22 protein-coding genes are annotated in these 23,941 nt (G+C 63.4%); 11 read left to right on the forward strand and 11 right to left on the reverse strand.

From position 1 onward, the window contains the following. Window positions 1-28: 28 nt before the first annotated feature. The gene (locus FJ953_RS03040) at window positions 29-1,000 is read left to right on the forward strand and encodes an ABC transporter substrate-binding protein (protein ID WP_140516654.1); all 972 of its coding nucleotides are present in this window, start codon (window positions 29-31) and stop codon (window positions 998-1,000) included. 184 nt (window positions 1,001-1,184) lie between these two features. Beyond that, a complete protein-coding gene (locus FJ953_RS03045) occupies window positions 1,185-1,634 on the forward strand; it encodes a CHRD domain-containing protein (RefSeq protein WP_140557483.1) in 450 nt (149 codons plus the stop codon). 87 nt (window positions 1,635-1,721) lie between these two features. Here the strand turns inward: FJ953_RS03045 and FJ953_RS03050 are convergent, their stop codons facing one another. The 3 genes from FJ953_RS03050 to FJ953_RS03060 all read right to left on the reverse strand — a co-directional run bounded on the left by FJ953_RS03050 (window position 1,722) and on the right by FJ953_RS03060 (window position 5,553). Next, the gene (locus FJ953_RS03050; protein ID WP_140623104.1) at window positions 1,722-3,371 is read right to left on the reverse strand and encodes a thiamine pyrophosphate-binding protein; all 1,650 of its coding nucleotides are present in this window, start codon (window positions 3,369-3,371) and stop codon (window positions 1,722-1,724) included. Further along, window positions 3,368-4,540 (reverse strand): CaiB/BaiF CoA-transferase family protein, encoded by a 1,173-nt coding sequence (locus tag FJ953_RS03055; protein ID WP_140623106.1) that lies wholly within the window; start codon window positions 4,538-4,540, stop codon window positions 3,368-3,370. Before FJ953_RS03055 ends, FJ953_RS03050 begins: the two co-directional genes overlap by 4 nt. A gap of 80 nt (window positions 4,541-4,620) precedes the next feature. Further along, window positions 4,621-5,553, reverse strand: a complete 933-nt coding sequence (locus tag FJ953_RS03060; protein ID WP_140623108.1) for an alpha/beta hydrolase — start codon at window positions 5,551-5,553, stop codon at window positions 4,621-4,623. 187 nt (window positions 5,554-5,740) lie between these two features. On the opposite strand from FJ953_RS03060, the gene FJ953_RS03065 reads away from it, so the two are divergent. The 4 genes from FJ953_RS03065 to FJ953_RS03080 all read left to right on the forward strand — a co-directional run bounded on the left by FJ953_RS03065 (window position 5,741) and on the right by FJ953_RS03080 (window position 10,812). Beyond that, complete coding sequence (locus tag FJ953_RS03065) at window positions 5,741-6,748, forward strand: ribonuclease (RefSeq protein WP_140623110.1); 1,008 nt, start codon at window positions 5,741-5,743, stop codon at window positions 6,746-6,748. Window positions 6,749-6,921: 173 nt separating this feature from the next. Next, window positions 6,922-8,571 carry an energy-dependent translational throttle protein EttA gene (ettA, locus tag FJ953_RS03070; protein WP_140495150.1) on the forward strand — a complete coding sequence of 550 codons (1,650 nt, stop codon included), beginning with the start codon at window positions 6,922-6,924 and terminating at the stop codon, window positions 8,569-8,571. A 115-nt stretch (window positions 8,572-8,686) separates the two neighbouring features. Next, window positions 8,687-9,469, forward strand: a complete 783-nt coding sequence (gene tam / locus FJ953_RS03075; RefSeq protein WP_224671090.1) for a trans-aconitate 2-methyltransferase — start codon at window positions 8,687-8,689, stop codon at window positions 9,467-9,469. A 221-nt stretch (window positions 9,470-9,690) separates the two neighbouring features. Next, the gene (locus FJ953_RS03080) at window positions 9,691-10,812 is read left to right on the forward strand and encodes a beta-ketoacyl-ACP synthase III (RefSeq protein WP_140623112.1); all 1,122 of its coding nucleotides are present in this window, start codon (window positions 9,691-9,693) and stop codon (window positions 10,810-10,812) included. Window positions 10,813-10,827: 15 nt separating this feature from the next. On the opposite strand, the gene FJ953_RS03085 is transcribed toward FJ953_RS03080, so the two are convergent. Further along, a complete protein-coding gene (locus FJ953_RS03085; RefSeq protein ID WP_140521226.1) occupies window positions 10,828-11,394 on the reverse strand; it encodes an isoprenylcysteine carboxylmethyltransferase family protein in 567 nt (188 codons plus the stop codon). 180 nt (window positions 11,395-11,574) lie between these two features. On the opposite strand from FJ953_RS03085, the gene FJ953_RS03090 reads away from it, so the two are divergent. Continuing rightward, window positions 11,575-12,201, forward strand: coding sequence for an MOSC domain-containing protein (locus FJ953_RS03090; protein ID WP_140623114.1), 627 nt, complete (start codon window positions 11,575-11,577; stop codon window positions 12,199-12,201). Between the two features lie 48 nt (window positions 12,202-12,249). Here the strand turns inward: FJ953_RS03090 and FJ953_RS03095 are convergent, their stop codons facing one another. The 4 genes from FJ953_RS03095 to tsaA form a co-directional block, all read right to left on the reverse strand. Next, on the reverse strand, window positions 12,250-13,089 hold the full coding sequence (locus FJ953_RS03095) for an SDR family oxidoreductase (protein WP_140623116.1): 840 nt from the start codon (window positions 13,087-13,089) through the stop codon (window positions 12,250-12,252). Window positions 13,090-13,224: 135 nt separating this feature from the next. Further along, window positions 13,225-14,181, reverse strand: coding sequence for an aminotransferase class IV (locus FJ953_RS03100; protein ID WP_140559513.1), 957 nt, complete (start codon window positions 14,179-14,181; stop codon window positions 13,225-13,227). Between the two features lie 131 nt (window positions 14,182-14,312). Next, entirely contained in the window at window positions 14,313-14,627 is a 315-nt protein-coding gene (locus FJ953_RS03105; RefSeq protein WP_140495859.1) for a DUF2293 domain-containing protein, read from the reverse strand. Beyond that, window positions 14,627-15,148, reverse strand: coding sequence for a tRNA (N6-threonylcarbamoyladenosine(37)-N6)-methyltransferase TrmO (gene tsaA / locus FJ953_RS03110; RefSeq protein ID WP_140559514.1), 522 nt, complete (start codon window positions 15,146-15,148; stop codon window positions 14,627-14,629). Before tsaA ends, FJ953_RS03105 begins: the two co-directional genes overlap by 1 nt. A 179-nt stretch (window positions 15,149-15,327) precedes the next feature. On the opposite strand from tsaA, the gene FJ953_RS03115 reads away from it, so the two are divergent. Together FJ953_RS03115 and metF are read left to right on the forward strand one after the other, a co-directional pair. After that, complete coding sequence (locus tag FJ953_RS03115; RefSeq protein ID WP_140567399.1) at window positions 15,328-16,350, forward strand: metalloregulator ArsR/SmtB family transcription factor; 1,023 nt, start codon at window positions 15,328-15,330, stop codon at window positions 16,348-16,350. Further along, the gene (metF, locus tag FJ953_RS03120; RefSeq protein WP_140521221.1) at window positions 16,350-17,267 is read left to right on the forward strand and encodes a methylenetetrahydrofolate reductase [NAD(P)H]; all 918 of its coding nucleotides are present in this window, start codon (window positions 16,350-16,352) and stop codon (window positions 17,265-17,267) included. The genes FJ953_RS03115 and metF overlap by 1 nt, the downstream gene beginning before the upstream one ends. Before the next feature lie 372 nt (window positions 17,268-17,639). On the opposite strand, the gene FJ953_RS03125 is transcribed toward metF, so the two are convergent. Then, window positions 17,640-18,569, reverse strand: coding sequence for a DMT family transporter (locus FJ953_RS03125; RefSeq protein WP_140521220.1), 930 nt, complete (start codon window positions 18,567-18,569; stop codon window positions 17,640-17,642). 208 nt (window positions 18,570-18,777) lie between these two features. On the opposite strand from FJ953_RS03125, the gene FJ953_RS03130 reads away from it, so the two are divergent. Further along, on the forward strand, window positions 18,778-19,998 hold the full coding sequence (locus tag FJ953_RS03130) for an alanine racemase (protein ID WP_140516626.1): 1,221 nt from the start codon (window positions 18,778-18,780) through the stop codon (window positions 19,996-19,998). An 87-nt stretch (window positions 19,999-20,085) separates the two neighbouring features. On the opposite strand, the gene FJ953_RS03135 is transcribed toward FJ953_RS03130, so the two are convergent. After that, a complete protein-coding gene (locus FJ953_RS03135) occupies window positions 20,086-21,264 on the reverse strand; it encodes a lytic murein transglycosylase (RefSeq protein ID WP_140516624.1) in 1,179 nt (392 codons plus the stop codon). 186 nt (window positions 21,265-21,450) lie between these two features. Then, window positions 21,451-22,245, reverse strand: a complete 795-nt coding sequence (locus FJ953_RS03140; RefSeq protein ID WP_140516622.1) for a GH25 family lysozyme — start codon at window positions 22,243-22,245, stop codon at window positions 21,451-21,453. A gap of 316 nt (window positions 22,246-22,561) precedes the next feature. Here FJ953_RS03140 and FJ953_RS03145 point away from each other — a divergent pair, with 316 nt between their 5' ends. After that, complete coding sequence (locus FJ953_RS03145; protein ID WP_140623118.1) at window positions 22,562-23,941, forward strand: serine hydrolase; 1,380 nt, start codon at window positions 22,562-22,564, stop codon at window positions 23,939-23,941.

Here is a 23,941-nt window from a genome sequence, read left to right on the forward strand (position 1 = left end):
TTTGGGCACTAACTCCAGAGGGAAAAAAATGAAAAGACTGATTGTTCCTGTACTGGCCGGCGCGATGTCGCTGGCCGCTTTCCAGGCAATGGCCGCCGACAAGGTGACGTTGCAGCTGAAATGGGTCACGCAGGCCCAGTTTGCCGGCTATTACGTCGCCAAGGCGAAGGGCTTTTACGAGGCCGAGGGTCTCGACGTCGACATCAAGCCGGGCGGTCCCGACATTGCGCCCGAGCAGGTGATCGCCGGCGGCGGCGCCGATGTTATCGTCGACTGGATGGGCGGGGCGCTGGCAGCCCGCGAAAAGGGCGTGCCGCTGGTCAACATCGCCCAGCCGTTCAAGAAGGCCGGCATGGAACTGGTCTGTCCGAAAGACGGCCCGATCAAGACCGAAGCCGACTTCAAGGGCCACACGCTCGGCGTCTGGTTCTTCGGCAACGAATATCCGTTCTACGCCTGGATGAACAAGCTTGGCCTAAAGACCGATGGCGGCCCGGACGGCGTCACCGTTCTCAAGCAGAGCTTTGACGTGCAGCCGCTGATTCAGAAGCAGGCGGATTGCATCTCGGTCATGACCTACAATGAATTTTGGCAGCTGATCGACGCCGGCTACAAGCCGGAGCAGCTCACCGTGTTCAACTACTCGGCGATGGGCAACGACCTGCTCGAGGACGGGCTTTATGCCTCGGAGGATAAGCTCAAGGATCCGGCCTTCGAGGACAAGATGGTGCGTTTCGTGCGCGCCTCGATGAAGGGTTGGAAATACGCCGTCGACAACAATGACGAAGCGGCCGAGATCGTCATGGATGGTGGCGGCCAGGACGAGAACCACCAGAAGCGTATGATGAGCGAAGTCGCCAAGCTCATCGACAATGCCGACGGCAAGCTCGACCCGGCGACCTATGAGCGTACCGCCAAGGCGTTGCTCGACCAGAAGATCATCACCAAGGAGCCGAAGGGCGCCTATACCACCGCGATCACCGACAAGGCGATCAAGTAGGCCTCAAAGCGGCCTCGTGACGGGGCTTGATGGACGATGTTGGAGGGGCGGGCGACCGCCCCTTTTTCATGCGGCCAAATCACAAAAGCGTGTGCCTGGATACATTGGGGCGGCCGAGCGTTGCGTCGGAGGCATGCGCGTGCGGGGAGCCACGGCGGATGCTACAGCCAATCGGAGGTTCTTCATGCGCACACAGACCGTCTTGCCGACGCTTTCGGCGCTGGCCATTTCGACCGCTTTCCTGTTCGCGTCGCCGGCCCTGGCCGACATGATGAAGTTCAAGGCGACGCTCGATGGCAGCCAGCAGAGCCCACCCGTTACCACCAAGGGCAAGGGAACCGCCACATTCACCTTTGACACCGCCAAGAAGAAACTCAGTTGGAACGTCAAATACTCCGGCCTCAGCGGGCCGGCGACGGCCGCACATATTCATGGCCCGGCCGCGAAGGGGGAAAATGCGGACCCCGTAATCCCGTTCAAAAAACTCAAGAGCCCGATCAAGGGATCGGCGACATTGACCGATACGCAGGTGACCGATCTGGAAGCCGGCAAATATTACGTCAACATACACACCGCGGCCAACAAGGACGGCGAGATCCGCGGTCAGATCGAAAAGGCGGCGGCGTCGATGTAACGCGACGTCGCTCGGGGCGCGCGCCCGTATTTGCTTGCGAAAGCTTTGCGGGACAGCGCCGCCCTTTCTCCTGCCGGAAACCGACTTTCAGGCCTTGTCTCTTATCTGCGTCATCGTTCGGGTCGGGGTGATTGCCTCCGGATCGAGCCGGATTTCGACGATTGCCGGCTTGCCGCTGGCGCGAGCACGCTCGAAGGCAGGGGCGAAGTCGGCGGTTTTCTCCACCGTTTCGCCATGGCCACCATAGGCACGCGCCAGGGCGGCGAAGTCCGGATTCTTGAGGTCCGTGGCCACCACCCGCCCGGGGTATTCACGCTCCTGGTGCATGCGGATGGTGCCGTAGATGCCATTATTGACGACGATGACGATGATCGGCAACCCGTATTGTACGGCGGTGGCGAATTCCTGCCCGTTCATCAGGAAGCAGCCGTCGCCGGCGAAAGCGACTACGGTGCGATCCGGATAAAGCGCCTTGGCCGCTACCGCCGCCGGCGTTCCGTAACCCATCGAGCCTGAGGTCGGCGCGCCCTGTGTGGCAAAGCGGCGGAAGCGATGGAAGCGGTGCACCCACGTGGCGTAGTTGCCGGCGCCGTTGGTCAGGATGGCATCGTCGGGCAGCACCGTTTCGAGATAGGTCATGATCGGCCCCATCTGGACGGCGCCCGGACCGCTTTCCGGTGGGGTCGACCAGTCGAGATAAGCGGCATGGAGCTTTGCCGTCTCCGCCGCCCAGCCCGGCGATGCCGGTCCCTTCCGGTTGGCGAAGGCGCGCACGAAGGCGGCGGGCGAGGCGTTGATCGCAAGCGTTGGACGGTAGACGCGGCCTAGTTCGCCGGCATCGGGGTGGACATGGACCAGCGTCTGGTCAGGGTAGGGGCTCTTCAGCAGCGTATAGTCCGAGGACGGCATCTCGCCCATGCGGCCGCCGATCAGCAGCACCAGATCGGCCTGCTTGATTGCTGTCGCCAGCTTCGGGTTGATGCCGATGCCGACATCGCCGGCATAGTTCGGGTGCAGATGATCGAACAGCATCTGGCGGCGGAAGGAGCAGCCGACCGGTAGCGACCACGCCTCGGCGATGCGGGTGATTTCCTGAACAGCCTGGAAATCCCAACGTGTGCCGCCCAGGATCGCGATCGGTCGTTTGGCGGCATTGAGCAGCGCCTCGAACCGGTCGAGTTCGGCTTCGGCGGGGCTGGTCTCGACCGGGGTGTAGGCGATCGCGGCCGGTGCATCGACGACACTGGTCAGCATGTCTTCCGGCAGCGAGATGACGACGGGACCTGGGCGTCCGGAGGTCGCCACGGCAAAGGCGCGGGTGACGAATTCGGGAATACGCGACGCATCGTCGATCTCTACCACCCATTTTGCGATGTCGCCAAAGAACCTGACATAGTCCACTTCCTGGAAGGCCTCGCGCTGCTTGGCGTGGCTGGCGACCTGGCCGATGAACAGGATCACGGGAACTGAATCCTGCATGGCGATATGGATGCCGGCGGAGGCATTGGTGGCGCCGGGGCCGCGGGTGACGAAGCAGATACCGGGTTTGCCGGTCAGGCGGCCTTGGCAGTCGGCCATCATGGCGGCGCCACCCTCCTGGCGGCAGACGATGGTGCGGATCGCCGAATCGTGCAGCGCGTCGAGCACCGCGAGGTAGGATTCGCCTGGCACGCAGAAGATACGGTCGGTGCCGTTGGCCTCGAGCGCGTCGACGATCAATTGTCCGCCGGTTTTCATTTTGCTCTCTCCAGTTCGGCAAGGATTTCGTCAGTATGTTCGCCCAGGCGGGGCGAGGGGCGCTCATAGACGAGCGGTGTTTCGGACATGATCATCGGTGCGCGAACCGAGGGCAGAAGATTGCCATGGCCGTCGTCGAGATCGAGCCGCATGCCGCGCGCGATCGCCTGCGGGTCGGCGAACATCTGTCCGATCGTGTTGATCGGGCTCGCCGGCACGCTGGCCGCTTCCAGCTTGGCCAGCAGCGGGTCGCGATCCTTGGTCTTCAGCGCCTCGACGATCCGCTCGCGTAGCGCCGCCCGGTTGGCGACGCGGGCCGGATTGGTGGCGAAATCGGGATTGCCGGGCAATTCGTCCAGCCCGACCACCGCGCAGAACCTGGCGAACTGGCCGTCATTGCCGACCGCCAGGATGATGTGACCGTCCCGGACCGGCAGCACCTCGTAGGGCGCGATGTTCATATGCGCGTTGCCCATCTGCACAGGCGACTTGCCGGAGACGAGATAGTTGAGGTTCTGATTGCCGAGCGCCGAGATCTGGGAGTCGAACAATGCCATGTCGATGTGCTGGCCTTCGCCGGTTTTTTCGGCGTGGCGAAGGGCCGCCTGGATGGCGATGACGGAATAGAGGCCAGTGAAGATGTCGGAGATGGCGACGCCGGCCTTCTGCGGCTCGCGTCCCGCCTCGCCGGTGATCGACATCATGCCGGCCATGCCCTGGATGATGAAATCGTAGCCGGCGCGCGGCGCGTACGGACCGTCCTGGCCGAATCCGGTGATCGAGCAATAAACGAGGCGCGGATTGATCTTGCGCAGGCTGTCATAGTCGAGGCCGTATTTCTTCAAACCGCCAAGCTTGAAGTTTTCGATCAGCACGTCAGACGTTGCCACCAGCCGGCGCACGGTTTCGGCGCCCTCCGGTGTCGAAAAATCGATGGCGATGGAGCGCTTGCCGCGATTGCAGGAATGGTAATAGGCGGCCGACAGGTTCTCGCCATCCTTGCCCATGACGAAGGGGGGGCCCCATTTGCGGGTGTCGTCGCCGCCGTCCGGGCTTTCGACCTTGATGACGTCGGCGCCGAGATCAGCAAGCAACTGCCCGGCCCAAGGCCCGGCAAGGATGCGGGCGAGTTCGACGACGCGGACGCCTTTCAGCGGGGGCTCAGCCATAAATCACCAGAATTGGTCGGAACCGAAGCCTCTATCAACAGAGATTGCCGCTGTCACGGCTCTTGCAATGGGCCAACGCTTCATCGCGTCTGGATCGTCTCGGCCCATGCCGCGAAATCGTCCATGACGATGTCGCGATTCACCTCGTTCAGGCTTTCGTGGCGGGTCTCGCTGTAAACCTTTGAAACGAGATTCGAAAAGCCCATTTTGCGCATGCGTCCGGCAAGCTGGATGATCCCTTTGCCATAATCCGAGGCAGGGTCTTTTTCGCCCCCCACGACGCTGAGGGACAGGTCGCGCCGAACGCCGGCAAAAGCTGTGTCCCTGCCGCCATTGAGCGCCATCTGGACGACATCGCGCCACATCGACACCGAGGCGTCCCAGCCGCATAGCGGGTCGGCGATGTATTTGTCGACCTCGGCCCCGTCGCGTGACAGCCAGTCGAACAAGGTCCGGTGGTTGGGCACCGCCTTGCCCCAGGCCTGGAAGGTGAGCTTCGGCAGCAGGCGCGATGGGACGTCCGAGCCGAGCCGCATCCTTTCCCATGCAAGGATGCCGAGCGCCACCTGCCCGAGCAGGCCAGCTGAAAAATTGCCATTCCAGATGGCGGCGGCGTGAACGCGGTTCGAATGGGCCAGGAGAAAGTTCAGCGCCACGGACGCGCCCATCGAATGGCCGAACAGGATGACGGGCAGGCCCGGCTGCTCCCCGGCGATGAGATCATGGATGGCGCCGACATCGGCGATGACCTTGGCGGGGCCGTCCTCATGCGCGAACCTGCCCAGCGGTGCGTCGGGCGCCTTCGTTGCGCCATGGCCGCGATGATCGTGAACATAGACGCTAAAGCCGCGCGCGCCCAGGAAATCGGCAAAACGATCATAGCGCGCCGCATGTTCTGCCAGACCGTGATTGATCTGGATGACGGCGCGCGGATGGCCGTCGGCCTGCCGGACCAGAAGATTGAGGTCGGCGCCGGTCGGCGAACGGACCATGCGCTGCTGGCTGAATGACATTCAGTGATTTCCACCCTGGCCCGCCTCGGTGGCGCCGGCCTTGTTTGCGCCGGGGCCGGTTCAGCGTCAATCCGCCATTCCGGATTTCTCGCGATGATGTTTCTTGCATCTGGCCGGTGGAATATCGCAATTCTGACATGGACACAGCTTCAGTCTGTCGCCCACCTTTTTCATCCAGGGATTCCCCATGCGCATTGCTGTTGTTTTCGGATTGGCCATGTTGGCGGCATCGTTAACGGGTGCGGCCCATGCCGACGTCAGGATGAGTGGCACCTTCGTTGCCGACGCCTCCTGTCCGGCGACGCAAGCCATCAAGAACGGCAAGAATCCCGGCAATGTCTCGACTGATGCCGGACAGAGCTATCAACTGCTGGCGGGCAACAAGGATGCGCCGACGCACTATCTCATCCTGGTGCCGGGCGCAGATCCGGATCGGCGCTGGGTGAAGGTCAGTTGCGGACATCTCTCCGGCAGCAGCGCAGCAACGCTGCCGGCGACCCCCGGCGGGCCGGGCAAGCCGGCGGCGTCGGGAAAACCCGAATATGTCTTCGCGCTGAGCTGGCAGCCGGCTTTTTGCGAGACCAAGTCCAGCAAGAGCGAATGCAAGGCACAAAACCCGAATGAATTCGATGCCAGCAACTTCACCTTGCACGGCCTGTGGCCTCAGCCGAACGGGAACTTCTATTGCCAGGTACCGGCCAGCGACAAGGCCAACGACAGTCCGGCGCACTGGAAGGATCTTCCGCCTGTCGATTTGGACGCCGGCACGCGCGCGGAACTCGACAAGGTTATGCCGGGCACCGCTTCGCAGTTGGAGCGGCATGAATGGATCAAGCACGGCACCTGCTACGGCAAGAACCAGCAGGAGTACTTTTCCGACGCACTCGGCCTGATGCGTGCGGTGAACGGCTCAGCGGTGCGCGATCTCTTCGCCAAGAACATCGGCGGCAAGCTGACGGCGGATCAGATCCGCGGCGCCTTCGACCAGGCCTTTGGTGCCGGCGCCGGCGATCGCGTGCGCGTCTCCTGCGTCATCGATCCGTCGAGCGGCCGGCGGCTGATCGGAGAGTTGACGCTTGGCCTTGCCGGTCCGATCGGCCCAAACAGCTCGCTCAAGGACCTGCTGCTGGCCTCGGTGCCGACCAACAAGGCCGGTTGCCCGACCGGAACCGTCGACGCAATCGGGTTCCAGTAGGTCCTGAGCTCATTCCAGCCGGCAGGCAGGCCGGGGCGCCAACGCCCGTTGTTGTGCGGCCTGTGATCGGTTCGATGCGGCGAAAGCGATTGCCGTTCGGCTCCGCATCGCCTACATAGCGGCCAACCTCCATTCAGATCGACAAATCAGTCAGTTTTTCAGGGAAAGCGCGCGTGGCACGCCAGTTCATCTATCACATGTCAGGCCTGTCAAAGGCCTACGGCACCAAGAAGGTGCTCGATAACGTTCATCTGTCCTTCTACCCGGACGCCAAGATCGGCATTCTCGGTCCTAACGGTTCGGGTAAGTCGACCATCCTGCGCATCATGGCCGGGCTCGACAAGGAGTTCCAGGGCGAGGCGTGGCTGGCCGAAGGCGCCACGGTCGGCTACCTGGCGCAGGAGCCGCAGCTCGACAACAGCAAGACCGTGCGTGAAAACGTCATGGACGGCGTCGGCAGGAAGACCGCCATCATCGAGCGCTACAACGAATTGATGATGAACTATTCCGACGAGACGGCGGACGAGTCGGCCAAGCTCCAGGACGAGATGGATCGGCTCAACCTTTGGGACCTCGAGCAGCAGGTCGAGATGGCGATGGACGCGCTGCAGTGCCCGCCGGCCGATTCCGAGGTGACCAATCTGTCGGGCGGCGAGCGCCGCCGCGTGGCGCTGTGCCGGCTGCTCCTGGAACAGCCCGACCTGCTTTTGCTCGACGAGCCGACCAACCATCTCGACGCCGAGACCACGGCGTGGCTGGAAAAGCACCTGCGCGACTATCCGGGCTCGGTGCTGATCATCACCCACGACCGCTACTTCCTCGACAACGTCACGGGATGGATCCTCGAGCTCGATCGCGGCCGTGGCATCCCTTACGAGGGCAACTACACCAAATATCTCGACGCCAAGGCCAAACGCCTGATCCAGGAAGGCCGCGAGGACGACGCCCGCCAGAAGTCGATCTGGCGCGAGCGTGAGTGGATCCAATCCTCGCCGAAGGCGCGCCAGACCAAGTCCAAGGCCCGTATCAAGGCCTATGAGGAACTGGTCGAGCAGTCGCAGAATCGCAAGCCGACCGACACGCAGATCGTCATTCCGTCGGGCGAGCGCCTCGGCAATGTCGTCATCGAGGTTGAAGGGCTCACCAAGGGCTTCGGCGATGAGCTTTTGATCGAGGACCTGTCGTTCAGGCTGCCGCCGGGCGGCATTGTCGGCGTCATCGGCCCGAACGGCGCCGGCAAGACGACGCTGTTCAAGACCTTCACTGGCCAGGAAAAGCCTGATGCGGGGTCGATCCGCATCGGCGAGACGGTCAAGCTCGGCTATGTCGACCAGAGCCGTGACGCGCTGGACCCGAACAAGACGGTGTGGGAAGAAATCTCCGGTGGCGCCGAAGTCATCAAGCTTGGCAAGCACGAGGTCAACAGCCGCGCCTATTGCTCGTCCTTCAACTTCCGTGGCGGCGATCAGCAGCAGAAGGTCGGCAACCTTTCGGGCGGCCAACGCAACCGCGTGCATCTGGCCAAGATGCTCAAAGGCGGCGGCAATGTGCTTTTGCTCGACGAACCGACCAACGACCTCGACACCGAGACGCTGAGCGCGCTCGAAGACGCGCTGGAAGCCTATGCCGGCTGCGCTGTCATCATCAGCCACGACCGCATGTTCCTCGATCGCATGGCGACCCACATGCTCGCCTTCGAGGGCGACGCGCATGTCGAATGGTTCGAAGGCAATTTCGAGGAGTATGAGAAGGACAAGCTTCGCCGCCTGGGCGCGGAGGCGGCGGCTCCGCACCGTATGACGCATAAGAGGCTGACGCGGTAAGGGCCGTTATTGCAGTGGCGGTTCCGGGTCGGCGACGACGGGATCGTCATCCAATTGGGATAGCCGGCTTGTCGCGCCGGTCATGGAAGGTGGCAACCGCCGCGAGGTCTTACCGTTGAACAGCCCAGCAAAGCCCGATTGGTCCGCCGCCCAATATTTGAAGTTCGAGGACGAGCGCACGCGTCCTGCGCGCGACTTGGTGGCGCAGGTGCCGGTCGACTTCCCCCGCAGGGTTGTCGACATAGGCTGCGGGCCGGGCAATTCGACGGAGCTTCTGGTCGCGCGCTGGCCGGATGCACAGGTGAGCGGCTTCGACACGTCTCCCGACATGATCGAGAAGGCTAGGGCACGCCTGCCCAATGTCAGCTTCGACCTTGCCGATGCCTCGACATGGGCGCCGGCTCAACCGGTCGATGTGATCTTCGCCAATGCCGTGTTCCAGTGGCTGCCGGAACATCCTGATGTCTTCCAGCGGCTGATGGGTTTTCTTGCGCCCGGCGGCGCGCTCGCCGTGCAGATGCCAGACAATATGGGCGAGGATTCCCACAGGCTGATGCGCGAGACTGCCGCCGAAATGCCGTTCGCAGCCAAGCTGAAAGGGGCGGCGCGCGCGCCGCTGCCGCCGGTGTCGTTCTATTATGATCTGTTGTCGCCGCTCTCGGACCGGCTCGACATCTGGCACACGGTCTATAACCATCCGCTGGCCGACGCCGGGGCGATCGTGGAATGGGTGAAGTCGACGGGCTTGAAGCCTTTTGTCGACCCGCTCGATGCGGACGAGAAGATGCTGTTCCTCGAAAGCTACACGGCCAAGATCGCCAAGGCCTATAAGAAGACCGCAAATGGCAAGGTGCTGTTGCGTTTCCCGCGCATTTTCATTGTCGCCAAGCGGGCTTGAACGACCAACGTCGATGAGGAGCCGGGGCAGTTCATGTGCAGCCGCGACGACGGCGCATGCTGGAACAACTCACAGACTAACACCAAACTGTGCGCATGGTGAGGGGACGCGGGAACCGGTTTAAGCTGGCATAAACCGGCTCAATGCGACAAGGGTTGCGCCGGGCCTCCCTTACGCCCACATCAAAGCCCCTGAACGCCTGCGGATGGGACGGACTGGACATGCATCGCGTCATCATCAGCGGTATCGGCGTCGAAATCCCCGAGCCTGAGATCAGCAATGAGGAACTGGTCGCCAGTTTCAACAGCTGGGTCGACACGGAAAACGCGCGCCGGTCGGGCACGGACCAGCCGCTGCTGCAGAAATCGGACAGCGACTTCATCGTCCACGCCTCGGGCGTGCGCAGCCGTCATGTGATCGAGCGCGAAGGCATACTCGACCCGACCCGTATGGCACCGGGCATTCCGGCGCGGCCGGACGATGCGCTGTCGCTGGAGGCCGAGTTCGGCATAGCTTCGGCCCGCAAGGCCCTCGATCATGCCGGGCTGAAGCCGTCCGATATCGATTTGGTGATCTGCTCGGCCTCGCACCACCAGCGGCCCTATCCGGCGATCGCCATCGAGATGCAGCAGGCCCTGGGCACCAAGGGGGCGGGCTTCGACATGGGGCTCGGCTGCTCATCCGCCGCGGCGGCACTTCACATGGCGGTCAATCTCGTGCGTGCGGGCGCCCACAAGCGCATCCTGGTGACGACGCCCGAGATCATCACCGGCCATCTCAATTTCCGCGACCGGCAGACGCATTTCATCTTCGGCGACGCCTCGGTGTCGATGGTGGTCGAAGGGCTGGCACTCGGCGAGAAACGGCCGGGACGTTTCGAAGTGCTCGACACGCGCATCTGGACGCAGATGTCGAACAACATCCGCACCAATCTCGGCTACCACACCCGCACCGCACAGGACGATCCCTACAGGATCGATCTGGAGGGCAATCTGATCAAGCAGGTCGGCAACAAGGTGTTCAAGGAAGTCACCGTCGCCGGGCACAAATTCATCGTGGAGTTCCTGGCCGAGCACGGCCTGACGCCGCAGGCGGTGCGACGCTTCTGGCTGCACCAGGCCAATGCGCGCATGAACGCCATGATCCTGAAACTCTCATTCGGCCACGAGGTCGATCATGACCGCGCGCCCATGGTGCTGGAGCGTCTCGGCAACACGGCGGGCGCCGGCGCCATCGTCGCGCTGTCGGAGAACCATGCCGACATGAAGGCGGGCGACTTCGGGCTGATCTGCGCTTTCGGCGCGGGGTATTCGATCGGCGGCGCGCTGCTGCGGATGCTGTAGGACGCGCTTGCCGCTTCAGGCCGGCGAAAAGGGAACGAGCATCGGCACGCGGCGCGCGTAGTCGTCATAGGCGGGCCCAAGCTCGCCGCGCAGGAAACTTTCCTCCAGCCTCGCCTTGATGACGATCCCGACAAGCAGCAGGGCGGCGCCCGCGACGCCCCATACCGTGCCCTTGACGGCCATAGTGGCGAGGACCGAAAGCAGCAGGCCCGTATAGATCGGATGACGGACAAGCGCGTAAGGGCCGGTGTCGATGATGCGATGATCGGCCTTGGCCGTTACCGTGCTGGACCACAGCCGGCCGAGATGCAGGCGGGCCCACCATGCAAAGGCGATGCCGATGGCGATCAGGGCGACGCAAATCCAGGCTTGGGTGAGCGTCGGCGTCCAGAGCCGAAGCCGACCCACATAGCCGTGCGCCGGAACGAACAGCAGGACGGTACCGGCGAGCCAGATAACCCGATATCGCGCCTCCGCCCTGAAATCCGCCCGCTTGCGCACGGGATCCGCCCATGAAGCGGCAAGGATCCACGATACCAGCCAGAACAACCAGAGCGCGGCAACGGCGTGTCCCACCTGCATGACCCGAACCTCCTCCCGATCTGGCGCCCTCGTCTATGCCGGCCGCGCGGCGGCAATGCGGCGCGCTGAGGACGGCAACGGCGTTTCCGGTAAGAAAGTCGTGATCGGCATCAAACGGCGTGATCGGATCATCAGCGCTTTCGACTGGACCGCATTGCGCAGGGCCTCTAGACGAGACTGATGCAGGAAACCAACTTCGAGCTTTTTCCGGCGGACCTGACGGTCGACATCGTGCCGGGCCGCAAGCTGGCGGCAAGGGCGGTGGCGCTCTATGCCGCTCCGTTCGACCATTTCGAAACCAAGGCGGTCGAGAAATTGCAGATGGGCTTCGACGGCATAGCCGGCGATTTTCATGCCGGGATAGCGCGACGCTCCGGCGGGCGCGAACCCTGGTATCCGCGCGGCACCGAGATGCGCAACGAGAGGCAGTTGTCGCTGGTGGCGGCGGACGAACTCGCGCTGGTCGCCGAACGCATGGGCCTAGAGGAGATCAAGCCCGAGTGGATCGGCGCCAATTTGCTGATCGAAGGGGTGCCGCATCTTTCGATGTTGCCATCCGGCTCGCTGCTGTTCTTCCAGGGCGGCGTGACGATCAAGATCGATGCCCAGAACAAACCATGCCGCGTCGCCGGACAGTCGATCGCCGAGCATGTCCTGGCGACGGACCGCGACGCCACCGCGCTGCTCTTCCCGAAAGTCGCCAAGCGGCTGCGGGGCCTTGTCGCCTGGGTCGAGAAGCCCGGAATCGTCAGGTCCGGCGAGGAAATCTCCGTGCGGGTGCCCGAGCAGTGGATTTATCCCGCCTGACGAGGCAGCCACGCCGCCGCTCGAAACGGCGTGGGCTGAGTGATCCGACTAGGCGTTGCGGTTCTTGTTGGCGCCTTGCGCCATGACCGAGACGTGGTCCCACTTTTCCCACGTGGCGATGCGATTGGCGTATTCCTGCTTGATCATCGGCAGCCCGCCGTCGCCAAAGAATACCCTGAGAGGCGGCTCGGCCGCGTCGACGATGGCCAGCATCGCCGGTCCGGTGGCCTCGGGATCGCCGGCCACGGCGCGGCTGCGGCGCTCCGCCATGGCAGCGCGGACGGGCGCATAGGCGTCCAGCGCTTTGGAGACCTTGGCCGACGGACCGGCCCAGTCGGTGGAGAAGCCGCCGGGCTCGACCAGCGTGACATGGATGCCGAACTCCGCGACCTCGAGGCTCAGCGACTGGCTGAAGGCTTCCAGCGCCCATTTCGAGGCGTGGTAGAGGCCAAGCGAGGCGAAGGCATTGACGCCGCCGATCGAAGAGATCTGGATGATGTGGCCGGAGCGCTGCGCACGCATGATCGGCAAGGCGGCCTGGGTGACCCACAGCGCGCCGAACACATTGGTTTCGATCTGGTCGCGGGCTTCCTGCTCGCTGACCTCCTCGATGGCGCCGAAATGGCCATAGCCGGCATTGTTGACGACGACGTCGAGCCGGCCAAAGCGCTTGTGCGCCCCGGTGATTGCGGCATCGACGGCTTTCTTGTCGGTGACGTCGAGCTCTATCGCGGCGATGTTGTCGCCATATTTCTCGACGAGAGCGGCGAGAGTGCCGGCATCGCGGGCGGTTGCCGCGACGCGGTCGCCGCGAGCGAGCGCGGCCTCGGCCCAGACCCGGCCAAAACCTTTCGACGATCCGGTGATGAACCAAACCTTGTTTGTCATGATGAAGTCCTTGCCCGTGCAAGCTGGAATTTTTTCAGAGATAAGTGGAGGCCTCTCCGCTTTGTGCCATATACGGTGCGTCCCGCGACTTTCCAGAGGCGGTGGCGGAATTATTTGGACGGGAGCGGCGACCGGTCAGGGGTAGCGTACAGCGCTCGACCAGGCCGGATCCTTATGCTTGTCCCAATAGAGCGCCATCAGTCGGCCGGTAATCGCGCCGGGCCTGCCGTCCGCGACTGGGCTGCCGTCGATCATCGTGACCGGCATGATGCCGCCGGCGGTAGAGGTGATGAAGACCTCGTCGGCCTCGCGCAATGCCGCGACACTGACGTCCGCCGGGGTGGCGAAGAGGCCTTCCAGCGCACAGAGATCGAAGACAGTGCGGCGGGTTATGCCGGGTAGCACGCCGATCGCCGGCGTCGAGAGCTTGTTGTCCTTGATACAGAAGACGTTGAAGCCCGGACCTTCGGCGACATTGCCGTTGAAGTCGAGAATGAGCGCTGTCTCGGCGCCGCGGTCATAGGCATCGTAAAGGCCGCGCACCAGGTCGAGCCAGTGGTAGTTCTTGATCGCCGGGTCGATCGAGGCCGGCGGAATGCGCACCTTGTCGCTGATGGCGACATTGAGGCCGCGCTGTAACTGCTCGGGATTGGCGACCGAGCCGAACGGCACGGCAAACGCCATGAAGCGGTTGATCGCCTGGCGCGGATCGCGGCTGAAAGTAGGGGAAGCGCCGCGCGTGCACAGCATTTCGACATAGGCGGCGCTGTGTCCCGACAGTGCCACGCAATTGTGCAGGATCTCCGTCACGCCATCGCGGTCGAACGGGATCGTCATGCGCAATTTCTCCAGTCCGCCGAAGAAGCGGTCGAGATGCAGGTCAAGCCGGAAGAAGCAGCCGTTCCAGACATGCACCGTGTCGTAAGTGGCATCGGAATGCAGGAATCCCCAATCCAGCACCGAGATCTTGGCCTGCGACATCGGCAGGTACTGGCCGTCGAGGAAGGCGATGCCGTCGGGATAAGCATGCGGGTCGACGTGGCGGTCGCTCACCACAGGCAGCGGCCGTGTATCCTGTGCGGTCTGGCTCATCGGCACCTCCTTGCATCACAGGCTATCGGTGTCAGGCAGAGGGCATAGAGCCAGTCATCCGGCGTCGTTCGTCCTCGAAGTGAAAAGCTGCCAGCCATGCTACCGAGCGCCGTGCCGGACCGGCAACAGCTTCAATCATCCTCGTCGTCGGCGTCGAGCAGGCGGGTGGCGCGCCAGCGGGTAAGTACGACATTGGTCTGCTCGATGACGAAGAAACGCGCCGAGTCGCGGTCATAACCTTCGGCGAGCAGCTTTTCGTAGTCGGTATGGGCGTGGCGGATATGGGCAACCGTCGCCAGCCACACGGCAATGGTCGGCGGCAAGGTCTTCATGTGGACGGAGCCGGCATCCGCTCGGATCTTCTCCATATCGGCATAGGGCGCCAGCGGCAGAAGCGCGGTCAACGCCTTGGCGACGGCGCGCCGACGGCCGGTCGGCGCCTTCATCATTCGTCGCGCCCTTCGATGGTCGCCTCGGCAAAGGCATCGGTCGATGCGAAATAGGGTTTTATGTCGACCACCGGGGTGCCGTCGAGCACGTCGATGGCGTCGATCTCGATGCGCCCGGTGGCGAGGTCGAGCGCAACCAGTTTCGCCACATGCAGGCCGATCGGGTTCGGTCGGGCAGGGGAGCGCAGGCCGAATACGCCTTTTGCTTCAGCCGCATGGCGCGGTTTCTGCACGATCAGAGTCCGCGGCGCGTGGTGGAGCCACGACAGGATGACGAGATGGCTGGCGCGCTCCAGCCCTTGCAGGCCGGCGCGGTAGGGCGGGTCGATCGTCAGTGCTGCCGGCTGCCCGGTCTCGCGCGCCGCGCGCATGTTCTTGGGGCAGGTTTCGCGCGTCGTCCATGGTGAGGCGATACGGCCGATGAAGACGACGCCGCCATCCGCCGGCATCAGCGCCGGATCGATCTCGAGCCTTTTTTCACCCTCCCGCACCTCAAACATCTCACGCCGCCCGGTCATTTTATCCATCTTTTTGTTGACGCATGTCTTGCCCTGAAACCGCTACACATTTTTAGGCGCGACATGCACCGAGAAATCACGCCTGCGGCATTTTCTTGTCCGGAAGCGACATAGCGCTTGCAAGGCTGTGAAAATCGACATAAACATATGTTTATATCTTTTTCAAAGAGAATACGCTGATGCATGTCGCGCTCGACACCATGGTGGACACATTGAAGGCGGCGGCCGAATCGAGCCGCTTGCGCATACTGGCGCTGCTGTCGCGCGGTGATCTCACCGTGTCCGATCTTACCGAGATTCTCGGCCAGTCGCAGCCGCGCGTGTCGCGGCACCTGAAGCTGCTCCTGGAGGCCGGGCTGATCGGCCGTTACCAGGAGGGGTCGTGGGCTTTCTTCCGGCTGTCGGATACGGATTCCGCGCGCGACTTCGTGCTGCGGCTGGTCGCCGGCATTCGCGGCGCCGATCCGCAGGTCGAGCGCGATCTCGAGCGGCTGGCCTCGGTCAAGCGCAAGCGGCAGGACCGCGCGGCGGAGTATTTTTCGCAGAACGCGGCAAGCTGGGACCATATCCGCTCCCTGCACGTGCCTGACCGTGCGGTCGAGGCAGCGCTCATGAAGCTCGTCGGCAAGCGGCCGTTCCAGTCGATGCTCGATCTCGGCACCGGCACCGGACGCCTCTTGGAGATATTCTCGCCGCTCTACCGGCGCGGCATCGGCATCGACATGTCGCGCGAGATGCTGACCGTCGCGCGCGCCAACCTCGACAAGGCCGGCGTCTCCAATGCTCAGGTGCGGCAGGGCGACATCTTCTCGCCGCCGGTCGAGCGCGACGCCTTCGATCTCGTCACCATCCATCAGGTGCTGCATTATCTCGACGATCCTGCGCGCGCCGTCCATGAGGCGGCGCGGCTGCTGCGCCCTTCCGGACGGCTGGTGATCGTCGATTTCGCGCCGCATACCCTGGAATTCCTGCGCGACGAGCACGCGCATATGCGCCTCGGCTTTTCCGACCGGCAGATCGGCGAGTGGTTCTCCGAAGCGGGCCTTGATCTCGAAGATGCCCAGGAGTTCGAGCCGCGCGGCGGCACCGAGGCCAGGCTCACGGTCAAGCTCTGGCTTGGCCGCGACCGGCGCCTGCTGATCGCCGATCCTGCCAATGACAGCCAGCAGACCAAAGTGAGTTCGATAGGGGAAATCGCCTGATGAACCAGTTCCGCTTTTCCCGCCGCCCCGACATTGGCGACAAGGTCAGGGTTTCCTTCGAATTCTTCCCGCCAAAGTCCGACGAGATGGAAGCGAGGCTGTGGGACACGGTCACCCGACTGGAACCGCTGAAGCCGAAATTCGTCTCGGTGACCTATGGCGCCGGCGGTTCGACTCGGGAGCGCACGGCACGCACCGTAGGCCGCATCCTGAAGGAGACCAGCCTGACGCCGGCAGCGCACATGACCTGCGTCGACGCCCCGCGCCCTCAGGTCGATGCGGTGATCCAGGAATTCGCCGAGATGGGTGTGAAGCGGTTCGTCGCCCTGCGCGGTGATCCGGCCGCGGGCGTCGGCACCGCCTATCGTCCGCACCCGGACGGCTATGCCAATGGCGCCGAGCTGGTCGGTGCGCTGAAGAGCGCCGGCGATTTCGACATCTCGGTCTCGGCCTATCCGGAAAAGCATCCGGAAAGCCCCGACTTCGCCACCGACATCGACATGCTGAAGCGCAAGGTCGATAATGGCGCGACGCGGGCGATCACCCAGTTCTTCTTCGACAACGATCTCTACGAGCGCTATGTCGAGCGCGCGCGTCGAGCCGGCATCTACATTCCGATCGTGCCGGGCATCCTGCCGGTGCACAATTTCACCCAGGTCGCCAATTTCTCGGCACGTTGCGGCGCGCTGGTGCCGGCATGGCTGGCCGAACGTTTCGACGGCCTGCAGAATGATCCGCAGACGCATGCGTTGGTCGCGTCGGCGGTGGCGGCCGAGCAGGTGCTGGACCTGGTCGAGCGGGGCGTGGGCGATTTCCACTTCTATACGATGAACCGGGCCGACCTCGTCTTTGCCGTCTGCCACATGATCGGCATCCGCTCGCATGAGGCGGAAGTGGCTGGCTCCGCAGCCGCCTGAACCGGGCTTGAGATGCAGAAAGGCCGGGTAAAAACCCGGCCTTTCAAACTGGTTGATTATTGGGTGCTGGTCTTCCCCGTTTTTGGCGGGTTCAGGGAAGAACGCCTATAATGAGGGCGCCGATGAATGCAAACGCAGCACAGATCATCAATGCGTTGATTGGCCTCGTAAGTCCCATGACATAGCCTCCTCTTAAAGAGCTATGGCCGGAGTCTAGGGTCATTTGTGCCACAGGCAAGCGGAAAATGTGCTGCATTGCGACGCGATTGTGGAGTTTGCGACCTCGTTTTCGCCGTTAGGCGTTGAAACTTCTAGGCAAAAATCAGATACGAACCTGTGAATAAATTATGGCGGCTTCGTGTCGTTGGCATGTCATGGCAGCGCTACCCTGCGGATGAACAGGCGCCCGTCTATCGTCACCAGGCCGAAACCGATCAGCATCATGCCGCCGATTTCGAACAATTCCAGCCGCTCGCCGAGGAACAGGAAACCGAGCAGCATGGCACTCACCGGCACGATCAGCGTCACCAGGGAGGCGTTGGTGGCGCCGGCCGAGGCGACGAGATTGAAATAGAGGATATAGGCGAAGGCGGTGGACAGCAGCGCGAGCGCCAGCACCGCCGCCCAGACCGGCGCCGAGGCCGAGAGCAGGCCGGCGGGACCGTGCGCAAGCAGCACGACCGGGATCATGATGACGGTCGAGGCGGTCAGCTGCCCGGTGGCAATGACCGGCGAGGGCACGCCCTTGAAGCGGCGGGCGACCATCAGTGCGACGCCGTAGGACAACGATGCCCCGATCAGCGCGAATTTGGCCCAGACCGGGCCGCCGAGGCCGGCAACCAGGCCGGGGCCGATCATCACAGCCGTGCCGGCGACGCCAAGCGCAATGCCGGCCAGCTTGTTCCAGGAGAGCTTCTCGTCCGATGTCAGGGCGTTGGCGAGGATCAGCGTCCAGAACGGCGTGGTCGCATTGAGCACCGAGGCGACGCCGGCGCCAAGCTCGGTCTGGCCGGCGAAGATCAGCGAAAAAGGTACGACGTTGTTGGTGACCGCGAGCAGGAAGAACAGGCCGGCATGAGGAAGGGCAAGGCGGAAGGATGGGCCGCGCAGGAAGAGATAGAGCTGTAAAGCGAGTGCCGCGATGGCGACGCGAAACAATACCAGCACCAGCGGGTTAAGCTCCGCCACGGCAATGCGGGCGAAGAAAAAGGAGCCGCCCCAGATCGCGCCGAGCAGCAGAAGCTGCGCCCAGTCCTTGAGCGCCATCGGTCGGCGCGGTGCTGATGTCGCGGCTATTGCCATGTGATGCGTCCTCCCCGGACGGCCGAATGCAAGCAGCCAGACAGAAGCCATATCGGGTTCGCAGGCAAGAACCACCCGAAACCTGCCCGATGGCCTGTCTCCCCTGACAAAGCCTAGCGCCCTGCCGTCAGGCGCACGAGACACAGAATTGTTTTCATTGGTCGCTAGCTTGGATTAATTGTGCGCAGGCTAGGTCAAGGATTCGTCCATGCAGCGATTCGAGAATGCCCGCGAGGCGGCACTGGCGCTTCGCCCGGACGATCCGGTCTACTGCTTCCGCCCGCAGGTGCTGAAGGCCGATGCCTTGCAGTTCATGGGCATGTTCCCCGGCAAGACGGCCTATGCGGTCAAGACCAATGGCGAGCAGATCGTGCTGAAGACGCTGGTCGAGGCCGGTGTCTCCGCCTTCGACGTGGCCTCGCCCGGCGAGTTCGCCGCCGTGCGCGCGGTCTCGGCCGATGCCGAGATGCTCTACATGCATCCCGTCAAGGCGCAGTCGGACATCAAGCTGGCGCTGGAGAAATACGGCATCCGCGTCATTGCGCTCGACCACGAGGACGAGATCACCAAACTGACGCGGGTGGTCAGGGCACTCGACATTGACCCGGGCGCAATCAGCGTGTTCGTTCGAGTGCAGACCAAGGGCCATGCGGCTTACGAGCTGTCGAAGAAGTTCGGCGCCGGGCCTGCCTATGCGGTCGAGCTCGCCGAGCGGCTGAACCGTACCGGCTACAAGGTCGGCCTGTGCTTCCATGTCGGCAGCCAGATCGAGGACCCCGACACCTACGAAAGGGCATTGGCTTCCGCCGATTGGGTGCGCAACCGGCTGACCTTCGACCTGGCCGGTCTCGATGTCGGCGGCGGTTTTCCGGCCGAATACGGGCATGATCCCAACCGCAAGCAAGTCGCGATGCCGTCGCTCGGCCAGATCATGTCGCGGCTTTCTGGAGACCTCAAGGAATACCAGTTCGACCAGATGCCGCTGGTGGCCGAGCCCGGCCGGGTGATCGTGGCGCGCTGCCTGTCGCTGATCGTGCGGGTGCTTTTGCGCAAGGGCAAGCGGCTCTACATCAATGACGGCATCTGGGCGTCGCTGTCGGATTCATGGACCGGCAAGATCACGCTGCCGGCGCGCTTCATTCCCGATCCGGCGATCCGCACGCGCAATGGCGACGAGAAAACCATCGTGCCGTTCAAGGTCTGCGGCGCGACCTGCGATTCCGTCGACATATTGTCGCGGCCGTTCTGGCTGCCGGAAACCGTCGACACCGGCGACTGGATCGAGATCGGCCATATCGGCGCCTATTCGCTGTCGCTGAGAACCCGTTTCAACGGCTTCTATCCCGACACTTTCGTCGAGGTGGCGACGTCCTTCGACGAAGGCGACGCGCCGGTGGGATTGGCGAGTCTGGAGACGATGGCGGATTAAGTAGGGAGTAGGGAGTAGGGAGTAGGGAGTAGGGAGTAGGGAGTAGGGAGTAGGGAGTAGGGAAATGGCTCCGTCACTACTTACTACTCACAGCTTCGCTAAAAGCTCCGGCGTCGGCCAGCCGTCCACGGGCAATCCCAGCCGCGTCTGCTCCTTGCGGATCGCTTCGCGGGTGTTGGTGCCCAGGATCCCGTCGACCGTGCCAACATCATAGCCCTTGGCCTCCAGTTTGGTCTGCAAAGCCTTCATCTGCTCGTTGTTGAGGCCTGGTTCAGGATTGCGCGGGTCGATCGGTGGCGCGCCGGCAAGCCGCGCGGCAAGATTGGCCGCGGTCAGCGCGTAGGTGAAGGACTGGTTCCATTCGAGATAGACGTCGAAATTTTCGTAAGTGAGGAAGGCCGGCCCCTTGCGGCCCATGGGCAGCGCCAGCCCGGCCTTCAGGCCCTTGTCGACCAGCGGCGAGCCGTCGGGATTGGTAACACCCCACTGCGTCCACTGTGTCAGCGGCAATTTGTTTGTGCGCCCGGTCTGTTCCCATGGCATCTCGTCGGGCACGCGCACTTCCTGGATCCAGGGCTCGTCGCGTTTCCAGCCGCGCGACAGCACCTTGTTGGCCGTCGTCATGATCACGTCCGGCACGCTGCCCCGCAGGTCGATCTTGCCGTCGCCGTCGCCGTCGACGCCACGGGCAAGATAATCCGAAGGCAGGATCTGCGTCTGGCCGATCTCTCCAGCCCAGGCGCCGTTGACGTCGGCCGGCAGCACGCCATGGTCGATCAATTCCAGCAGTGGCACCAACTGCTGCCGGAACAGCTGCGGGCGGCGGCAGTCATGGGAAAGCGTCACCAGCGCGCTGAGCGTATGGAAATCGCCCTGCACGGCGCCGAAATCGGTCTCCAGCGCCCAGAAAGCGGTGATGACCGGCGCCTGGACGCCGAACTGCTGGTCGGCGCGGGCGAAGATATCGGCATATTTCTTCATGTTCGCCGCGCCCTGCTTCAGCCGGTAGGCCGAGATCATCCGGTTGGAGAATTCGATGAAGGTCTGGGTGAAGACGCCCTGCGCACGGTCGCGCGCCAGGGCCCTCTCGTCGAAGCTGGCATCCTCGAGCGCTTCGAGGCCGACAGGGCCGACACCCGCCGCCTTGGCTTCCGCTGCCACGCCCTGCTTCCAGGTTTCGAAGTCGCCGCCACATTCCTGCGCCATCGCCGGCAAGGCCGTGGCGCACAGGAACAGCACCGCGAGGGCTTGGGGACGCAGTCGCATAGACTTCCTTTCGACATTCAGGATTCCCGGGCGGCCTTGCTGTCCATCTGGATGCGCGTCGCCCCGGAATACCGGCGGTTGCACTCTTGGCCGCCGGCCGTGTCGAAAGCAGGCGGCAGGCCCGGTGTCAACGGGTGTTCTGCAGCAACCCTTCCTCCGGGCGGCTTGGCACCCGTTGACACGGTGTCAACGGGTGTTCTGCCTCAACCATTTGTCCCAGGCGGCTTGGCTGCCGTTGAAGACGTTTATATCGGACTTGCCGATCATGCCGGGAACGATGCCGGTTCCCGTATACTGCCAGAAGGTGAAGGGGTGGCTGCCATATTTCTGACGCGGGTGGCCGGCGACGGAGCGTAGCCAGTAGGGATAACCGCGGAAGGTCGACAGCTCGTTGTCTTCAAAGAAGTCTACCGACGTGTAGATGATCGGCTTCTTGCCGTAATGCCGCTCGACGATTTCGAGGAAGGTGGTCATCTCCGCGCGCACGGTGGCCGGGTCGGGGCGCAGCCTGCAGGTCGGCGATTTCGGGTTCCATTCCATGTCCAGCACCGGCGGCATGGCCGAACGGTCGACGGGGACGTTGCGGATGAACCAGCGCGCCTGTACCGCCGCCGGAGTGCAGAAATAGAAGAAATGATAGGCGGCACGAGGAACGCCGGCGGCTTTGGTGCGCGCCCAATGCTCGTTGAAATAATCATCGAAACGGTCGCCGCCCTCCGTCGCCTTGATGAAAGCGAAGGAAATACCGCTGGCCTTGGCGGTCGGCCAGTCGACCGAGGTCTGGTATTTTGAGACGTCGGTGCCGTGAACTGCGTAATTCCAGGGCGCGCCGCTGTCCCATTCATGCGGCTTGGAATCGGCGAAGCGGGGCGCGCGCACCGCAACCGAAGGGGTGCTGGATGGCGACAGTGGCGACAGATCCTCCACGGTCGAGCATGCGCCCAGCAGCGTCAGCATGAAAAGGGCCGCAAGACGGCGCATCACAACTCCCGAGCCGGTTGCAGCCGGTTGCTGATGGGTCTGTGCACTGATGGCCGGCGCTTGGTCTGGCCCCCGCCGGACGATCGCCCCACAGCATCGCCCGGTATATCGCCAAAACGCGCATTTTTTCGGCGCGCTTTGATTTTGTTTCCTGCCGTGATCCCAAAAACGCGGCGCGCTGTTGGGCGACATGCACCTGTGATCGCCGATCATGGTTGATATCTGGTTGACGACGCTCGACAAGGCCCATGATTTTGCGGAAGCAATGGCGGCAAATCGATGACATGGATCGAGCCTGGATTCGGGGGCGGGAAAGATGCGGATCATTGCCAAGATCGTCAAACGGCTGCTCGGCCTGGTGGTGCTGGCGGTCGTGGCGCTGTTTGGGTGGCTTTATTTCGCGCCGCCCGAACTGATCCGGGTCGGCTCGGGCTATTCGGCAAAGATCGTCTGCTCGAACGTTTTCGTCGCCGGGCGCGATGCCAACGAGGTGCTTGCCGTCGATGTGCAGGCGCCCGGTCATCCCTTGCTCAAGCTGATGCGGGTCTCGGTCGACAAGAACCGGGGCACAGTCTCCGCCGGCCTGCTTGGCTTCCTCGGCAAGAGCATCGCGGTTTTCCGCGACGGGCTGGGCTGCGCCTCGGTCCCGGATGGCGATGTCGGCAAGGCGCGGCGCACGGCGATCCATGTCGAACCCTCGGCGACAAGACAGGACGCGCTGTGGCCGGAAGGCGAGCGGGTCGAAGCCTCGCAGAACCCGGAGGTGGTGAAGATCGTCGACGATGCCGCCATGACCGGCGCCGGCATGCGCGCCGTGGTGGTGGTCAAGAACGGCCGCGTCGTGGCGGAACGCTATGGCGAGGGCTTTTCCGCCCGGACGCCGTTGCTCGGCTGGTCAATGACCAAGACGGTCAATGCCGCCATGGTCGGCACGCTGGTCAAGAACGGCAAGATGGCGATGACCAACCAGGGCCTTTTCGCGCCGTGGAAGGCCGATGGCCGCGCCGCGATCAGCCTTGCCGACATGATGGCGATGTCGAGCGGGCTGGAATTCAACGAAGACTATGGCGACGTCGCCGACGTGACGCGCATGCTCTATCTCGAACCCGACATGGCGGGCTTTGCCGAAGCCAAGCCGCTCACGGGCGAGGTGGGCAAGGTGTTCTCCTATTCGAGCGGAACGGCGGTGATGCTGTCGCGGCTCTGGCAGGATGCGGTCGGCGACAAGGCCAAGGCGTTGACGTGGCCGCGCACCGCGCTGTTCGAGCCGCTGGGCATGCACAGCGCCGTGCTCGAGACCGACGAACAGGGCACGTTCGTCGGCTCATCCTATCTCTACGCCACCGCCCATGACTGGGCCCGCTTGGGCCAGTTCCTGCTGCAGGGCGGGGTCTGGAACGGCAACCAGATACTGCCGGCCGGTTTCGTCGACTGGATGCGCGAACCTGCGTCGGCCTCGAAAGTCTACAGCAAGGGGCAATTGTGGATCGAGGCGCCGGGCGACGAGGAAAACCCCGGTGCCGGCGTGGCGGCGGGCCTGCCCAAGGACACCTATTGGATGGAGGGGCATGATGGGCAGACCGTCGCCATCATTCCATCCGAGCAATTAGTGGTGGTGCGGCTCGGCCTGACGCCGGCCAAGCTGGGCTACAGGCCGCAGACCATGGTCGGGGCATTGGTGAAGGCGCTGCGCTAG

The sequence above is a fragment of the Mesorhizobium sp. B2-3-6 genome, from assembly GCF_006442305.1.
Taxonomy (GTDB): Bacteria; Pseudomonadota; Alphaproteobacteria; order Rhizobiales; family Rhizobiaceae; genus Mesorhizobium.

Coding starts and splice junctions, on each gene's coding strand:
- FJ953_RS03040 (WP_140516654.1), top strand. CDS start 29: ATGAAAAGACTGATTGTTCCTGTACTGGCCGGCGCGATGTCGCTGGCC.
- FJ953_RS03045 (WP_140557483.1), top strand. CDS start 1,185: ATGCGCACACAGACCGTCTTGCCGACGCTTTCGGCGCTGGCCATTTCG.
- FJ953_RS03050 (WP_140623104.1), bottom strand. CDS start 3,371: ATGAAAACCGGCGGACAATTGATCGTCGACGCGCTCGAGGCCAACGGC.
- FJ953_RS03055 (WP_140623106.1), bottom strand. CDS start 4,540: ATGGCTGAGCCCCCGCTGAAAGGCGTCCGCGTCGTCGAACTCGCCCGC.
- FJ953_RS03060 (WP_140623108.1), bottom strand. CDS start 5,553: ATGTCATTCAGCCAGCAGCGCATGGTCCGTTCGCCGACCGGCGCCGAC.
- FJ953_RS03065 (WP_140623110.1), top strand. CDS start 5,741: ATGCGCATTGCTGTTGTTTTCGGATTGGCCATGTTGGCGGCATCGTTA.
- FJ953_RS03080 (WP_140623112.1), top strand. CDS start 9,691: ATGCATCGCGTCATCATCAGCGGTATCGGCGTCGAAATCCCCGAGCCT.
- FJ953_RS03085 (WP_140521226.1), bottom strand. CDS start 11,394: ATGCAGGTGGGACACGCCGTTGCCGCGCTCTGGTTGTTCTGGCTGGTA.
- FJ953_RS03090 (WP_140623114.1), top strand. CDS start 11,575: ATGCAGGAAACCAACTTCGAGCTTTTTCCGGCGGACCTGACGGTCGAC.
- FJ953_RS03095 (WP_140623116.1), bottom strand. CDS start 13,089: ATGACAAACAAGGTTTGGTTCATCACCGGATCGTCGAAAGGTTTTGGC.
- FJ953_RS03100 (WP_140559513.1), bottom strand. CDS start 14,181: ATGAGCCAGACCGCACAGGATACACGGCCGCTGCCTGTGGTGAGCGAC.
- FJ953_RS03105 (WP_140495859.1), bottom strand. CDS start 14,627: ATGAAGGCGCCGACCGGCCGTCGGCGCGCCGTCGCCAAGGCGTTGACC.
- tsaA (WP_140559514.1), bottom strand. CDS start 15,148: ATGACCGGGCGGCGTGAGATGTTTGAGGTGCGGGAGGGTGAAAAAAGG.
- FJ953_RS03115 (WP_140567399.1), top strand. CDS start 15,328: ATGCATGTCGCGCTCGACACCATGGTGGACACATTGAAGGCGGCGGCC.
- metF (WP_140521221.1), top strand. CDS start 16,350: ATGAACCAGTTCCGCTTTTCCCGCCGCCCCGACATTGGCGACAAGGTC.
- FJ953_RS03125 (WP_140521220.1), bottom strand. CDS start 18,569: ATGGCAATAGCCGCGACATCAGCACCGCGCCGACCGATGGCGCTCAAG.
- FJ953_RS03130 (WP_140516626.1), top strand. CDS start 18,778: ATGCAGCGATTCGAGAATGCCCGCGAGGCGGCACTGGCGCTTCGCCCG.
- FJ953_RS03135 (WP_140516624.1), bottom strand. CDS start 21,264: ATGCGACTGCGTCCCCAAGCCCTCGCGGTGCTGTTCCTGTGCGCCACG.
- FJ953_RS03140 (WP_140516622.1), bottom strand. CDS start 22,245: ATGCGCCGTCTTGCGGCCCTTTTCATGCTGACGCTGCTGGGCGCATGC.
- FJ953_RS03145 (WP_140623118.1), top strand. CDS start 22,562: ATGCGGATCATTGCCAAGATCGTCAAACGGCTGCTCGGCCTGGTGGTG.